The sequence below is a fragment of the Hufsiella ginkgonis genome (assembly GCF_009834915.1).
In the GTDB taxonomy this organism is placed as follows: Bacteria; Bacteroidota; Bacteroidia; order Sphingobacteriales; family Sphingobacteriaceae; genus Hufsiella; species Hufsiella ginkgonis.
Window position 1 is genome coordinate 732,668 of record NZ_WVHS01000003.1, and the last position, 14,266, is coordinate 746,933.

Genomic DNA, 14,266 nt, shown 5'->3' on the forward strand with positions numbered 1-14,266 from the left:
TTGGTCAGGCCGTTTTTCGCTGTCTTTCTGCATTGAGCGCCCGAGACAGCTCGCGGTATTTGTCAGCCATCTCATGGACGTTGAATTTTTCTAAAACCTTCCGCCTCGCGGCAACCTTCACAGGCGATAACTGTACATGATTAGCAATACAAAAGCTTAATTTTTCAAGCAGGTCGTCTTCGCTCTCCGTCTCGAACAGGAACCCGTCCAGCTTATCGGTAATGATCTCGGGGTTTCCGCCGGTATTGGCGGCGATCACGATCTTTTCGCAGGCCATGGCTTCATATATCGAAGTGCCCAGTGATTCGCTTCTTTCGCGGTTACTGTTATTGATAATGATGTCGCATCCGTTATAAAAGCCCACGATATCGTCCGAAAAACCAAGATGCCGAACGCCGTCTGTACGGTTAATGGCTTGTTTTACTTCCGAGCTGTAGGATGGTGTAGCAACGGCATAGTCTCCCGCGATAAGCAACGCCGATGCCGGCAGCGCGGGGTCCAGCCGGTTAAATGCACGTATTAATGCAAGCTGTCCTTTGTCCGGGTTGATGCTGGCCGCAATGCCGATCAGTACTTTGCCGTCGTCTACTCCCAGGGTGTTCCGAAACGCAACCCGTGCTGCTTCATCGCATTTGAACATTTCCGGGTCGAGCCCATTGTAGAGAATTTGTACTTTATCATTAGCCGTGTATTTTCGTTTCACCGCCGCAGATACAACCAGCGTACGATCATATAACCTGGCACAAACTTGGGAAAGCGCCCGGTCTACCGAGGAATGGTAACCTAGGTCGTGATCGCTCCAGTACCAGCTGATCCGGGGGAGAAAAAGGCGACAATAAATTACCGCCGGGGCCAGGTATGAAGCGGGTACCAACGTGTTAGCATGCACTTGTTGGATCCCATTTTTCCTGATATACCTGAACGCCTGTAAGGAGATCCGGAAATAATTACCGATCGCTTTAGCATAAAACTGGATTTTGCTAGTTCCCGGGCGGTTCAGCTTCTTTAAACTGTTTACCAGGGTAATGTGGTAGGGTTTGCCAGAATTGACCAGGTTGGCGGCAAAAGTTCCGGGTGATATAAATAAATGGGTGTCCGCATTCTCCGCATTTTCATCCATTAATCGTTCTATCACAATTTCGGCCCCCTGTGCTTTTTCGCCGCCGAAGACATATAAAATGCGTGGCTTTTCGTTAACCGGGTAAGGCGTAGTCATTCTCGATTGATTTTAATGCATCGCTGAAAAAACCGCCGGTGATCACTTTTGATCTGATTCTCAGCACGTTTCGTTTCATGGTGTGATACCGGTCATCGTCTATGGTTAAGGATTCGAGCTCATGTAACGAATCAACCAGCACGCCGATGTCCTCCCTTTTGATAAATGATCCTATCGCAGAACTTTTTGGCGCAATGACCGGTAAGCCTGCCGCAATGTAAAGAGAGCATTTATGGGGGTTATTATACAGCAGGTAGTTCCCCAGTATCTCGTCACACCTGTCTATGTGCGTTCCGTCCCATATTAATCCGAAACTTCCCATTAGTTCCTTTTGAATTTGTTCCGGACCGTACAGGCCCTTCCAGGCGAGGTTTTTATTGACTTGGCTGCCATCCGGCAGGAAACCCGGGCCATACAAATCGAACTGTTTATTCTTCACTTGCGGTAACGAATAAATAAACCGGCTTTTGGCGAGGTTACCGGCGAATACAATGCTTCCGGCGGCGTCGGCACGTCCGTTACTTATGAAATCGGCCGACAAGTAATCGAACAGTTTCAACGATATCATCTTTACGGTTACTCCGTGAACGGTTAACCAGTTGATCATATGTTCGTTATGTACGATAAGGGTGTCGTAGCAATTGAGATTCCGGACCTCTTCAGCTATCAGCTTATCGTCGGTTCCGCCTGATCTGAGCGATTCAAGGTCATGAACGATACAAAAGAACCTTACCCTTTTCAGCCTGGTTGCTTTTATAAAGTACTTAAATACCGCGTTAATACTTAACAGGGGATATTGGATACTTACGATAGATTTTCTTTTGATCGAGAAAAAGAATACGGAAAGCTGCCTGAGCAGGAAGAGGTAATATTTGAGTTTGCCGGAATTATCGTTAACGGTTAATGTGTAGTCCTGGTAGCCGCACTCAGAAAATATCCGGTTACAGTCCAGTACGGCTTTAGAGGCCGCCGAATTTACGTCGATATCCTTAAAGCGGATACAAAATTGATACTTCATCACATCGTTATTCTTAAACGGCAATGGTAGGTTAAGCGGACGCCATCTGGTTGGCGGTTTCCGCGGCCTTTTTCAAGGCCGAAGCGATCACCTGGTGCATATCATAGTATTTATATTCAGCCAGCCGGCCGCCGAAAATCACCCCATGCTCTGCCGCCGCCAGGTCCCGGTACTTCTTGAAAATGTCGGTGTTCTTAACGTCGTTAATAGGGTAATAGGGCTCGCTGCTGCCGGACCATTCCTGTGGATATTCTTTGGTAATTACCGTTTGCGGTTGTGTGCCAAATTCAAAATGTTTGTGCTCGATGATCCGGGTGTAAGGTATTTCGCGGTCTGTGTAGTTAACGATGGCATTACCCTGGTAATTCTCTTTTCCATGAAGCTCGTGGTGAAACCTGAGGCTCCTGTATTCCAGTTTACCGAATCGGTAATCGAAGTACTGGTCAATTTTGCCCGTGAAAACTACCCGGTCAGCAAGAGAATTCAAGTGTTCGCGGTCATCGAAATAATCGACGTTCAGGCGTACTTCGGTACCTTCAAGCAATCCGTCAGTCAGCTTGTTATAGCCACCCATGGGAATGCCCTGGTACTTATCGTTAAAATAGTTATTGTCGAAAGTAAACCTCACCGGAAGACGCTTGATGATAAAAGCAGGCAGTTCTTTCGCCGGCCTGCCCCATTGCTTTTCCGTATAGCCTTTTATCAGCTTCTCATAAATGTCGGTACCGACCAGCAATAACGCCTGTTCTTCGAGGTTAGCGGGTTCGCCGATATCCAGGTGCTCAATCTGCGATTGGATTTTTGCCTTTGCCTCTTCCGGGGTTTTTACCTTCCATAACTTATAAAAGGTATTCATATTAAACGGCAGGTTATACAATTGACCCTGGTGTATAGCCACCGGGCTGTTAACAAACCTGTTAAACCGAACAAAGGAGTTCACATAATCCCATAGCTTTTTATCGTTGGTATGGAAAATATGTGCGCCATATTTATGGACGTTAATCCCTTCTATATTTTCGCAATGGACATTACCGCCGGCATGATCGCGCTTATCGATCACAAGGCATCTTTTCCCTTTTTTTTTCATTTCATGAGAAAAAACCGCTCCAAACAAGCCACTACCAACTATCAGGTAGTCATATTCATTTTTACTTTTCATCAATTTTAAATAATGGGGGGACGATTTGCTGCCGGGCTTGAATGGTAATGGTTGTTCATCACCTGTGCGCACTCAAATGTCAGATTGGAAGTACTCTTCACGTATAGTCGATTTACATGGAACAACGTAGCGATACGGGGGAGGTTTGGTGATAAAATACGGTAAACACCTTTCTTAAATACGCGATTTTTAGACTATAAAATCGTATTTATACTTTAATCCGGTATTTAACCGGTAGATCGCATATGTGTGAGGTATAAGTATATAAACTGAGAACAGGAAAGAATGTAAAACACGTAGTTATTCCTTAAACATCAGGTAATTAACTTGAAACCGGCGGGCTTTTACGGCTGTTTTGGAAATATGGCAAGCATCATTATCATTATTGTCGGAGCACTGTTTATTGTAGTTCATTGCTGCTACCTGGTTGTGGTCGTTAATAAATACAGCACCAGGCACAGCCGTAAAAAGTCTTCACAAGTTGATGCAAGCAGCCGCAGCAGTGACGCAAATATACCGGTCGGCCCCTGTCACAAGACCGGGAACACAACCAAGTTACTTCACGGCTTGCCCTTGAGCCATTTGAACACCGGCTTGGTCGACCAAAAATTCGACGCATAAAAATTCTGTACTTGTTTCGATACCGGGGTATAGTTTAAAGTTTTTCTCATTTTAAAAAACAGGAGCGCTCCCTGCATGACATACAGGCCCGTAGTTAGCCCTTCTCTTTTTATGAATTTAAGATTGTTAACTAAAACCCTGAACAGGTACTTAGCCCTGTTACTTTCGAAATATTTATACACGATAGCCATTTCGTTACGGGTGGTGAACATGCGTAACCGTTTACTGGTCCTGTTAAGGTTACTAGCCCGGTGGATCACATTTACGGATTCGAACCAGATAATTTTATAGCCGGCATTTAAGCAACGAATGGAGTATTCGAATTCATGCGTATAAATAAAGAGCCAGGGCGCAAAGCCGCCGATCGTGTGGTACACCTCTTTCCTGATGATAGCGCCGCAGCCGATAAATCCGACCACTTCCTGCAGGTTTTTCCAGGCATCCTCAGGGTGAAGCAGCGGATCGCCTTTAAGGTGCTGATCAACCACATGAAAGCCAATAATGCCCACTTCCGGGTGCTGCTCTAAGAACGAAACCGCTCTTAACAAGCCGCTCTCAATATGGCTGTCATCATCAAGTACCAGTAAATATTTGTACTTCGCTATGGCGAAGCCGTCGTTCCAGCCTGCGATACCGTTGTTCTCAGATCTGGTGATCAAGGTTACCTCCGGAAGCATTTCGGATACCATTTTTGACGTATCATCAAGAGAGGCGTTGTCAACCACGATGATCTCCAGGTCAAATGTTAATTCTGCTTGAAGCTCCCTGAGCTTTCGTACGGTTATTAAAACCTCGGCCGACCTGTTATAGGCTAAAATGATCGCTGAAACCATAAAACTTTATCAATGTAAACGCCTCAATCGAAGCTGTTATTCGCACCGGATAACAAAATCATCAAATGAATGTTACGGCGGCTGCAATATTATCGTTAATTATTTATCCGGGTGATTTAGTTGTTTATTTTTTAATTATAATTAAATTTTATAGCCGCCTAATGTAGTATTTAGGTAGATATACGCCGTTTATACGCCAAAGTCAGGTATATTTATACCACGTTTTGCGTATTTTATCACCAAACCTCCCCTGAATAGCCACGTTGTGTCAATAAATCAATAACGCGTGAAGAGCATCCCGATTCGACGCCCGGCCATTAATTGAAAATATGACAAGTAATAAGGAATATGACTACCTGATAGTCGGTAGTGGATTATTTGGTTCGGTGTTTGCGCACGAAGCGAATAAACGGGGAAAGAAATGTTTAGTGATCGATAAACGTGAGCATGCCGGCGGGAACGTATATTGCGAAAAAACGGAGGGGATAAACGTTCACAAATATGGTCCCCACGTATTTCATACCAACGACGAAAACATATGGAATTATGTAAATTCTTTTGTCTCATTCAACCACTTTACCTGTAATACGCTGGCCAATTATAAGGGCGATCTGTACAATTTGCCCTTTAATATGAATACGTTCTACCAGCTTTGGGAATCTATTACTCCCGACGAGGCCAAAGAGAAAATAAGGTCGCAAATTGCGGAACTGGATCTAAAGACGCCTGCTAACCTCGAAGAACAAGCGATATCACTGGTGGGTACAGATGTTTACGAGAAGCTGATTAAAGGCTATACCGAAAAGCAGTGGGGCCGACCGGCCACCGAACTGCCTGCCTTCATTATTAAAAGACTGCCCGTCCGGTTTAATTTCGATAATAATTATTTTAATGATAAATACCAGGGAATCCCGGTAGGAGGGTATAACAAATTAATAGAAGGCCTGCTTGGTACGATAGAAACCAGGCTGAATATCGATTATTTTGAAAATAGGGAGGAGTTAAATGCCCTGGCCGACCAAATCGTATTTACGGGCAAGATCGACCAGTTTTATAATTATCAATTCGGGCAGCTTGAATACCGCAGCTTACGTTTTGAACAGGAAACCTTAAATACGGATAACTACCAGGGCAACGCCATTATAAATTATACGGAAAGAGAAGTACCCTATACCCGTGTTATCGAACATAAGCATTTCGAGTTTGGCACCCAGCCGAACACCGTAATAACCAGGGAATATCCCCAGGAATGGACGCAGGAGAAAGAACCTTATTATCCCATTAACAACACGCAAAACAACCAGGTTTTTCAAAAGTACCAGGATCTGGCGGTAAAGGAAACCGGTGTGATCTTCGGAGGACGCCTGGCCGAATATCGTTATTATGATATGCACCAGATCATCGGGTCAGCGCTGGCAAAAGTGGCCGCTCATTTCAACGATTAAATGAGCCGGATAATTTAATACTGATTTATGACAAATAACATTGTTGCCGCTGTAGTGACGTACAATCGGCTCGACTTATTAAAAGAAGTTGTTCACGCCCTTAAAAGTCAGACCCATCCGCTAAGAGAAATTATAATAATCAATAACTCCAGCACTGACGGAACCAGGGATTGGTTATTGCAACAAGACGGGATAACCATAGTAGACCAGCCCAATACCGGGATCTCGGGCGGGGTGTATACCGGGCTAAAAAAAGCGTCGGCTATGGACGCAGAATGGGTGTGGGTAATGGACGACGATTCTATACCCACCGCTACCGCGTTAGAGAAAATGGTTAACAAATTTGGGGCAATCCCGAAGCCGATAGGCTTTGCAGGCCCAAAATGCCTGTGGACTGATGGAAGCGTGCATTGGATGAATTTGCCGTTTATGACGAGCTATGTGAACGGTATTCCATTTAATACTTACGATGAGTACGGTGTGTGTCTCACCGAGAACGGTTCATTCGCTTCCCTGTTAATTAACATAGCGGTAGCCAAAGAAGTAGGCTTACCGTACGAGGATTTCTTTATTTGGGGCGATGACCAGGAGTACACGAAAAGAATAACAGACGCAGGATACCTGGGACTATATTGCAGCGATAGCCTTGTGTTGCATAAAACCCCTTCAAACTACTTTGCGGACGTAACGGCCGACACCGTAAAAAATATCTGGAAACATAAATATGGCTTCCGGAACGAATTTTATATGGTTAAGAAACGAAAGGGCTTTCTTTTCTTCATGCCCTGGCTTGCCGCCAAAGTTGCTTACACCTCTTTTAAGATCATTAAAAAAAGGAAAGATAACCGTTTCAGGTTCGTCGGTGCGTTAATGAACTCGGCGTGGAAAGCGGTGGTATTTAATCCTCAAATAGACAGGATATAGTTTAAGTGGCTTGAGGAAGCAGCGGTGCCGGCAAAATGAGAAAAGCTTATATCATATTGGTCCATAAAAACCCCGAACAGGTATATAAACTGGTAAAACAGCTGGATGATGACAGGTCGGAGTTCTTTATCCACATCGATATAAAGGTGAACGCCGGGGCGTTCCGAAATCTCCGGGAGTTCGGCACCAAACTATACTTTACAGAAAGGGAAGACGGCAGGTGGGGCGGTCCCGGGATCGTGAAAGCGACCGTTAACGCGTTGGAAAAGGTCAGGGAAGCAGGGAAGTTATACGATCGTGTGATCCTGCTAAGCGGGCAGGATTATCCGCTGAAGACAAATCGGTATATCGATGATTTTCTCAGCAACGCAGCACACTCAGTTTTTATGACTACGTTTAGCGCGTTACCGGTAGCGGGCTGGGATAATGGCGGACTTAACAGGATCTACGATTACTACCTTGGGCTTAAATGGCACCATCTTTACCTCAATAAGGGCATTAACCTGTTAAAAAAGGTCCTTCCCTTCCTGAGGAAGAAAGTGCCTTATGATTTAAAAGTTTACGCCGGCTCGCAGTGGTGGATAATTGATATGTATGCACTTAATTATATCCTGGATTATCTCAGGGATAACAAGCGCTTCAGCCGCTTTTTCAGGTATTCTTTACTCGCCGACGAAATGTTTTTTCAAACCATCCTGTTAAATGCCGCAGATGACCGGTTGTTGAACAGCATCGAGAATGATAATAAAAGGCTCATCGTTATCCCAACCGGCGATATGCACCCTACGACCTGGAAAAAAGAGGATATTCAACTGCTGTTAGCGAGTAATGCGCTTTTCGCGCGAAAGTTTGATACGGAAGTTGACCCGGAAATATTGAGGCTGCTGGACCACCATATAGCGGGTTAGCCAGCTCTCATCCCTGACAGGGTGATCAGGTCACTTCCTGGTAAGGCGGCTTTTAAAAAATTCCTTATATTCTTGTATGCTGCCCTGGCCTTTAACTAATTTTCTGAAGGTGTGTAGATGCCTGGTTTCCGAAATCGTTCTTTGAAGCTGAAGCGGGTGAACCAATGATGGGACGACGTTTTTTTTGTCCCTCAGGAACGGGAAATCCGACAATAGCTTGTCCACGATCGCTGCGTTGGAAGAACGAACCGCTATAAACATGTTTTGCGCATACCAGTAATGGACATTGGGATTGCTCCATAATATAGGCCGAAGCAGGTCGTAGCAATCGTAACCAAATGTATTAAAGATCTTCACCCAGTAATCCGGCCATTGCTCATTCACATGATCTTGTCCGCCCTGGTTGGGGATCGCCGCGGAAAATACGATCAAATCCGAAAACCCGGTAAGGTCGTTTATTATCTTGCTTGCGTATTTGCCCTCCAGGTGCTCCCCAACTTCCAGGCTCATCGCCAGGTCGAACTTATCGTTGATGTGAAGCTCATCGGAGATGTTTTTTAGTAACAAATCTTCCGGTTGTAGCATTTGCATCTCGTTATCGCTCCATGCTCCGTCAATTCCAAGCACCTTTTTCACGCCAAGCTCTTTAAACTTACTCAGGAAGTTCCCGATACCGCATCCCAGATCTATCACAGAAGAAGGATTAAAATATTTATTTAACAGGGGAACTATTTCGTTCGGGTCGTCCTGGTTATGAACGATAGCGTCGTGTAAATACATATTGGCTAATAATTTTGGCGAAGATTTTTAAGTTGAACAACATTAGTAAAGAAATGTTTATCAAAACCGTAAGGCGCGCGTATGTTTTGGTTGGCCGGCAACGAACGCAGGGCGATAACTGAATAAGGAGAGCGGCAACTGGGAAATTCACCAGCTAAATCCTGTCTTTATTGGCTATTGTGAACATAAGTATTATAATCAAATACAAATCTGCTATCTGTTTGACCTGGGGCGGACGACCTTTATCGTCACTTAACCATTAATAAAGAAGCGAAAAGGATTATTTCTCTTTCACAGATGTAAACCAGCCACTAAGATTAGCTATGAATTCATTTTGTAAGACCTTGCCGTGTATGGTTGTTGCGGCTATATCCCTCGGCGCCTGCGCACAAAAAACCAAACCAGTACAAGATCCGTTTAAAGGTGCGATCTCCCAGCCCTTAGTACGTGGTATGTACACGGCAGACCCTTCTGCGCACGTGTTTAACGGAAGGATCTATATCTACCCTTCACACGATATCGATGTGAAGGTGGCCGAAAACGACAATGGCGATCATTTCGCCATGCGCGACTATCATATCTTTTCAATGGATAGTATCGGGGGGGAAGTAACGGATCATGGGGTAGCGCTCGATATAAAGGATATCCCCTGGGCAGGCCGCCAGCTTTGGGCGCCCGATGTGGCATATAAAGATGGTACCTATTACCTGTATTTCCCGTTGAAAGATAAACAAGACGTGTTCCGGATCGGGGTGGCTACCAGTAAAAAGCCCGAAGGGCCGTTCAAGGCAGAACCACAACCTATTGAAGGTAGTTTTAGTATCGACCCCGCCGTATTTACTGATAGTGACGGGATTAGTTATATGTATTTTGGCGGCATCTGGGGCGGGCAGTTGCAACGATGGCATACAGGAGCTTTTGAGGCAAATGGTTCCGCAAGCGATTTGAAGCAGGATGATGCACCGGCGCTGGCTCCGAAAGTTGCCAGGTTGAGCACGTCCATGCTGCAGTTTGCCGAAAAGCCCAAAGATGTACAGATAGTCGACAGCCAGGGAAAACCTTTTAAGGGCGGTAACCATGATCAGCGCTTCTTCGAGGCTTCCTGGATGCACAAATACAACGGGAAATACTATTTTTCGTACTCAACCGGCGATACGCACTTTATCTGCTATGCCATCGGCGATAATCCCTATGGCCCCTTTACCTACCAGGGCGTAGTACTGAAACCGGTGATCGGCTGGACCAATCACCATTCTATTATCGAGATAAAAGGTAAATGGTACCTGTTTTATCACGATACGCAGATCTCAAAGGGAAAAACGCACCTGCGGAACATTAAGGTGACAGAACTGCGTTATGATCGATCTGGGAAGATCATTTCCATAGATGCATACGCCGGAGCTAAATAATTACCAGGAACAGATGCTGAAGTATTGTTGTGTATTCGTCGCTGCATTTACCCTTGCGGGCTTTGAAACCGCAGATCAGGGGCTGAAAGACTATTATAAATCGTATTTCCCGGTTGGCGTGGCTGTTTCGCAGCGAATTTTAACAGGCGACGAAGCCCGGCTCATAAAAAAAGAGTTCAGCAGCGTCACGCCGGAGAATGCCATGAAGATGGGGCCGATCCACCCGCTGCCCGACGTGTACAATTTCCGGGAACCGGATAGTATCGTGGCTTTCGCCCGGCGAAACGGGATCAGGGTGAGGGGACATGCACTTTGCTGGCACGAGCAAACACCCGCCTGGCTGTTTAAAAACGCCGATGGCTCGCAGGTATCTAAAGAAGAGTTGCTCAACCGCCTGCGTTCGCACATTACCACGGTAGTAAATCGTTACAGGGGAAAGGTGTATGCCTGGGACGTTGTAAATGAAGCTATCGACGATAATCCTGCTAATTTTCTTCGTGAATCACTTTGGTATAAGATCTGCGGCGAAGAGTTTATCGCAAAAGCTTTCGAATATGCCCATGCCGCGGATCCGGCGGCACAGCTGTTTTATAATGATTACAATACCGAGAGACCGGAAAAGCGCGAACGTGTTTACCGGCTGCTGAAGAAGTTGGTGGATGCGGGTGTTCCCATCAACGGGGTGGGCTTGCAGGCACACTGGTCGTTATATGAACCAGGTGCCGGTGAGTTAAAAACGGCCCTGGAGAAATATAGCTCATTAGGGTTGCAAATCCAGATCACGGAATTGGATATCTCGGTATATCCCTGGGAAAAGGAGAAACGGGCGCTGCAGCCGGGAGAAAACAAAGGTTTTACCCGGGAGATGGACTTGAAACAGGCCGCCAGGTACCGCGAAGTTTTTAAGATCTTCAGGCAATACAAACAACATATCACCGGCGTAACATTCTGGAACTTATCCGACGGTTATACCTGGCTCGACACCTATCCTGTGCCCGGCCGCAAAAACTATCCGCTATTATTTGACAAAGATTTGAAACGTAAGACAGCCTACAAAGCCGTTACGAAATTTTAGCTACATGATCCTACGACGGTTAATTAAAACAGCAGTTAGCTGCCTTGTTCTCCCGGCGGCAATTGTGTTGCCCTCAATCGCCCGGCCGGGCACGATAGGGGTAAGCGGTCAACCCTCTGCAGGGGCATTTCCTATCGCCGGGAAAGGGCTGTCTGCCAGTATTTATGTTGATGCCGGCGACTTCGACGGCGTTAAGCGGGCAGCAGCGGATTTCGCTGCGGATATCAAAAAAGTGAGCGGCGGCGAGGCGACAATGATCTCCGTTCCGAAAGGGAAGACGTTGATCCTGGCGGGGACCCTAGGCAAAAACCGGATGATCGATTCGCTGATCGCGGCGGGAAAAATATCCGTAAAAGATATCGCCGGAACCTGGGAAAACTGCCTGGTGCAGGTGGTGAGCAATCCTTTTCCCGGGACGGAAAAAGCGTTAGTGATCGCCGGAAGCGATAAACGCGGGACCATCTATGGCCTTTACACCCTTTCTGAACAAATTGGCGTATCTCCCTGGAACTGGTGGGCCGATGTGCCGGTGAAAAAACAACCCGGTATTTTCGTAAACGCCCGGCGGTGGATCCTCGGAAGCCCGGCGGTTAAATACCGGGGCATTTTTCTTAATGACGAAGCGCCCGCACTTTCGGGTTGGACGAAAGATAACTTCGGTGGTTTTAAACATGAGTTTTACGGGAAACTTTTCGAGCTGATCTTGCGCCTTAAAGGTAATTACCTCTGGCCGGCCATGTGGGGAAACGCTTTCTACGACGATGATCCGGAAAATGCCCGCCTGGCGGACCTGTATGGTGTGGTGATCGGGACCTCGCACCACGAACCGCTGATGCGCGCGCACGTCGAATGGAAACGCTATGGCAGCGGCGCCTGGAACTACGACGATAACGCCGCAGGCCTGGCCAAATTCTGGACCGGGGGCGTAAAACGGATGGGAAATAACGAAAGCATAGTAACCATCGGGATGCGCGGCGACGGCGATGAGCCCATGAGCAAAAACGCTAACCTGCAATTATTAGAGCGAATCGTGGACGACCAGCGTAAGATCATTGCCGACGTTACCGGCAAACCAGCTTCCGCACAACCACAGGCCTGGGCGCTCTACAAAGAAGTACAAGAGTATTATGATAAAGGCATGCGCGTGCCCGACGATGTGACCCTGTTATTGTGCGACGATAATTGGGGCGCTATCCGTAAGCTGCCGGCACTGGATGCCAAACCCAGGGGTGGCGGATATGGTATTTACTATCATTTCGACTATGTGGGCGGTCCGCGAAACTATAAATGGATCAATACCAACCCCTTGCCGCGCATCTGGGAGCAGATGAACCTGGCTTACCGGTATAATGCACGCCAGATCTGGATCGTAAACGTGGGCGATTTGAAACCCATGGAGTTCCCGGTCAGTTTCTTCCTGGATTATGCCTGGAACCCTGAAAGCATTAACCGGGATCAACTGCGGCAGTATACCCGCAGTTGGGCCGCTAAACAATTCGGTGGCAAATACGCTGAAGATATCGCAGATCTGTTAACAAGATATGCGAAATACAATAGCCGCCGCAAGCCGGAATTGCTGAATGAAAGAACCTACAGCCTCGTGCAGTCCCGCGAGTTTGAACAGGTAGCAGGGGATTATCGATCACTTTATAATAAAGCGGTTTCCTTAAAGAAGCAATTGCCTAAAGAATACCACGATGCTTATTACCAACTGGTACTGCACCCCGTAGCGGCTTCGTTCAACCTCAATGCCTTATACCTCGCTACGGCCAGGAACCAGTTATACGCATCACAAAAACGTGCATCGGCAAATGAACAGGCACTGCTGGCAAGGAAGCTTTTCGCGCGCGATGCGGAAATCAGTAAATTTTATAACGATACGCTGGCAAACGGAAAGTGGCGGCATATGATGGATCAAACACATATCGGCTACTTTACCTGGCAGGAACCGAAGATGAATACCATCCCACGGTTAGCGGAGATCACTCCCGGCGATACGCCTGAATTAGGTGTCAGCATCGAAGGTTCGGCCAAGACATGGCCCGCCGGGGAGGCGGCTGTGCTGCCGGGGTTTAACCGGTTTTCTCAACGATCTTATTACCTGGAATTATTTAACCGGGGACGGGGTGCCTTGTCATTTACAGCTAATGCGTCCTCACCCTGGGTGAAAATTGATAAAAAGAGCGGAACCCTGGGCCGCGACCAGCGGATCATGGTGAGCATCGACTGGAAGAAGGTGCCTTCGGGCGACCAGCAGGCAAAGATTTTAGTAAAAGGAAGCGATAACACTGCCCTGGAGATAGCCGTCCGTGTGGAAGACTTCGGGAAAAATGTAAAAGGCTTCGTACCTGATAACGGCTTGATCTCGATCGATGCCGGCAGCTTTTCTACCCGATCCAGGGGGATGATACAATGGGAATTGCTCCCTGATCACGGTCGTACCGGGTCAGCGGTCTGCCCGCTTCCTGCCGCCGTAAAAACCCAGGATCCGCTCCGGGCTGATTGCCCTTACCTGGAATATTCGTTTTTTAGCGGAAAGGGTGATTCCATCCAGGTAAATTGGTATTTATCTCCTTCATTAGACTTTAGAAATGCCGGTGGGTTACGTTTTGCAGTGTCGGTAGACGGGGAACCGCCACACACCGTTAACATCAATAAAAATGAAACTGAGGGTACCTGGGAAAAGCATGCAGGAGACAATATTAATATCCAGCAATCGCGGCATTGGCTAAAAGCTCCGGGCAACCACAAGGTGAAGGTGTTTATGGTTGATCCGGGAATCGTTCTTCAAAAGCTGGTCATCCTGGAAAGCAAGGCGATAGATGCGACCTATCTCGGGGCTCCGCAAAGTGTACAGATCAACTAACTTAATTAATGT

The 14,266-nt window shown here is 46.9% G+C and carries 11 protein-coding genes; 6 read left to right on the plus strand and 5 right to left on the minus strand.

From position 1 onward, the window contains the following. Positions 1-4: 4 nt before the first annotated feature. From GS398_RS15460 to GS398_RS15475, 4 genes are all read right to left on the minus strand, one after another. A complete protein-coding gene (locus tag GS398_RS15460; protein WP_160907677.1) occupies positions 5-1,216 on the minus strand; it encodes a glycosyltransferase family 4 protein in 1,212 nt (403 codons plus the stop codon). Next, positions 1,194-2,234 carry a glycosyltransferase gene (locus tag GS398_RS15465; protein WP_160907678.1) on the minus strand — a complete coding sequence of 347 codons (1,041 nt, stop codon included), beginning with the start codon at positions 2,232-2,234 and terminating at the stop codon, positions 1,194-1,196. Before GS398_RS15465 ends, GS398_RS15460 begins: the two co-directional genes overlap by 23 nt. Positions 2,235-2,265: 31 nt before the next feature. Next, entirely contained in the window at positions 2,266-3,393 is a 1,128-nt protein-coding gene (gene glf, locus GS398_RS15470) for a UDP-galactopyranose mutase (RefSeq protein WP_160907679.1), read from the minus strand. A gap of 560 nt (positions 3,394-3,953) precedes the next feature. Then, entirely contained in the window at positions 3,954-4,847 is an 894-nt protein-coding gene (locus GS398_RS15475) for a glycosyltransferase family 2 protein (protein WP_160907680.1), read from the minus strand. A 329-nt stretch (positions 4,848-5,176) separates the two neighbouring features. Here GS398_RS15475 and glf (GS398_RS15480) point away from each other — a divergent pair, with 329 nt between their 5' ends. From glf (GS398_RS15480) to GS398_RS15490, 3 genes are read left to right on the plus strand one after another with little or no spacing between them, the layout of a single operon-like run. Continuing rightward, on the plus strand, positions 5,177-6,292 hold the full coding sequence (gene glf / locus GS398_RS15480) for a UDP-galactopyranose mutase (protein WP_160907681.1): 1,116 nt from the start codon (positions 5,177-5,179) through the stop codon (positions 6,290-6,292). A 27-nt stretch (positions 6,293-6,319) separates the two neighbouring features. Further along, positions 6,320-7,216 (plus strand): glycosyltransferase family 2 protein, encoded by an 897-nt coding sequence (locus GS398_RS15485; protein WP_160907682.1) that lies wholly within the window; start codon positions 6,320-6,322, stop codon positions 7,214-7,216. A gap of 35 nt (positions 7,217-7,251) precedes the next feature. After that, a complete protein-coding gene (locus GS398_RS15490; protein WP_160907683.1) occupies positions 7,252-8,124 on the plus strand; it encodes a beta-1,6-N-acetylglucosaminyltransferase in 873 nt (290 codons plus the stop codon). A 30-nt stretch (positions 8,125-8,154) separates the two neighbouring features. Here GS398_RS15490 and GS398_RS15495 read toward each other — a convergent pair whose 3' ends face one another. Beyond that, the gene (locus GS398_RS15495; RefSeq protein WP_160907684.1) at positions 8,155-8,904 is read right to left on the minus strand and encodes a methyltransferase domain-containing protein; all 750 of its coding nucleotides are present in this window, start codon (positions 8,902-8,904) and stop codon (positions 8,155-8,157) included. A gap of 452 nt (positions 8,905-9,356) precedes the next feature. Here GS398_RS15495 and GS398_RS15500 point away from each other — a divergent pair, with 452 nt between their 5' ends. Genes GS398_RS15500 through GS398_RS15510 form a run of 3 tightly spaced genes read left to right on the plus strand, consistent with a single transcriptional unit; the run spans position 9,357 to position 14,254 of the window. Next, complete coding sequence (locus tag GS398_RS15500; RefSeq protein ID WP_237488210.1) at positions 9,357-10,313, plus strand: glycoside hydrolase family 43 protein; 957 nt, start codon at positions 9,357-9,359, stop codon at positions 10,311-10,313. A gap of 13 nt (positions 10,314-10,326) precedes the next feature. Then, the gene (locus tag GS398_RS15505; RefSeq protein ID WP_160907685.1) at positions 10,327-11,388 is read left to right on the plus strand and encodes an endo-1,4-beta-xylanase; all 1,062 of its coding nucleotides are present in this window, start codon (positions 10,327-10,329) and stop codon (positions 11,386-11,388) included. Positions 11,389-11,392: 4 nt separating this feature from the next. Next, entirely contained in the window at positions 11,393-14,254 is a 2,862-nt protein-coding gene (locus GS398_RS15510; protein WP_160907686.1) for a glycosyl hydrolase 115 family protein, read from the plus strand. Positions 14,255-14,266 lie beyond the last annotated feature (12 nt).

What these genes read in the sequence shown, in the direction of transcription:
- GS398_RS15460 (WP_160907677.1), bottom strand. Translation starts at nt 1,216, where the DNA reads ATGACTACGCCTTACCCGGTTAACGAAAAGCCACGCATTTTATATGTC.
- GS398_RS15465 (WP_160907678.1), bottom strand. Translation starts at nt 2,234, where the DNA reads ATGAAGTATCAATTTTGTATCCGCTTTAAGGATATCGACGTAAATTCG.
- glf (WP_160907679.1), bottom strand. Translation starts at nt 3,393, where the DNA reads ATGAAAAGTAAAAATGAATATGACTACCTGATAGTTGGTAGTGGCTTG.
- GS398_RS15475 (WP_160907680.1), bottom strand. Translation starts at nt 4,847, where the DNA reads ATGGTTTCAGCGATCATTTTAGCCTATAACAGGTCGGCCGAGGTTTTA.
- glf (WP_160907681.1), top strand. Translation starts at nt 5,177, where the DNA reads ATGACAAGTAATAAGGAATATGACTACCTGATAGTCGGTAGTGGATTA.
- GS398_RS15485 (WP_160907682.1), top strand. Translation starts at nt 6,320, where the DNA reads ATGACAAATAACATTGTTGCCGCTGTAGTGACGTACAATCGGCTCGAC.
- GS398_RS15490 (WP_160907683.1), top strand. Translation starts at nt 7,252, where the DNA reads ATGAGAAAAGCTTATATCATATTGGTCCATAAAAACCCCGAACAGGTA.
- GS398_RS15495 (WP_160907684.1), bottom strand. Translation starts at nt 8,904, where the DNA reads ATGTATTTACACGACGCTATCGTTCATAACCAGGACGACCCGAACGAA.
- GS398_RS15500 (WP_237488210.1), top strand. Translation starts at nt 9,357, where the DNA reads ATGTACACGGCAGACCCTTCTGCGCACGTGTTTAACGGAAGGATCTAT.
- GS398_RS15505 (WP_160907685.1), top strand. Translation starts at nt 10,327, where the DNA reads ATGCTGAAGTATTGTTGTGTATTCGTCGCTGCATTTACCCTTGCGGGC.
- GS398_RS15510 (WP_160907686.1), top strand. Translation starts at nt 11,393, where the DNA reads ATGATCCTACGACGGTTAATTAAAACAGCAGTTAGCTGCCTTGTTCTC.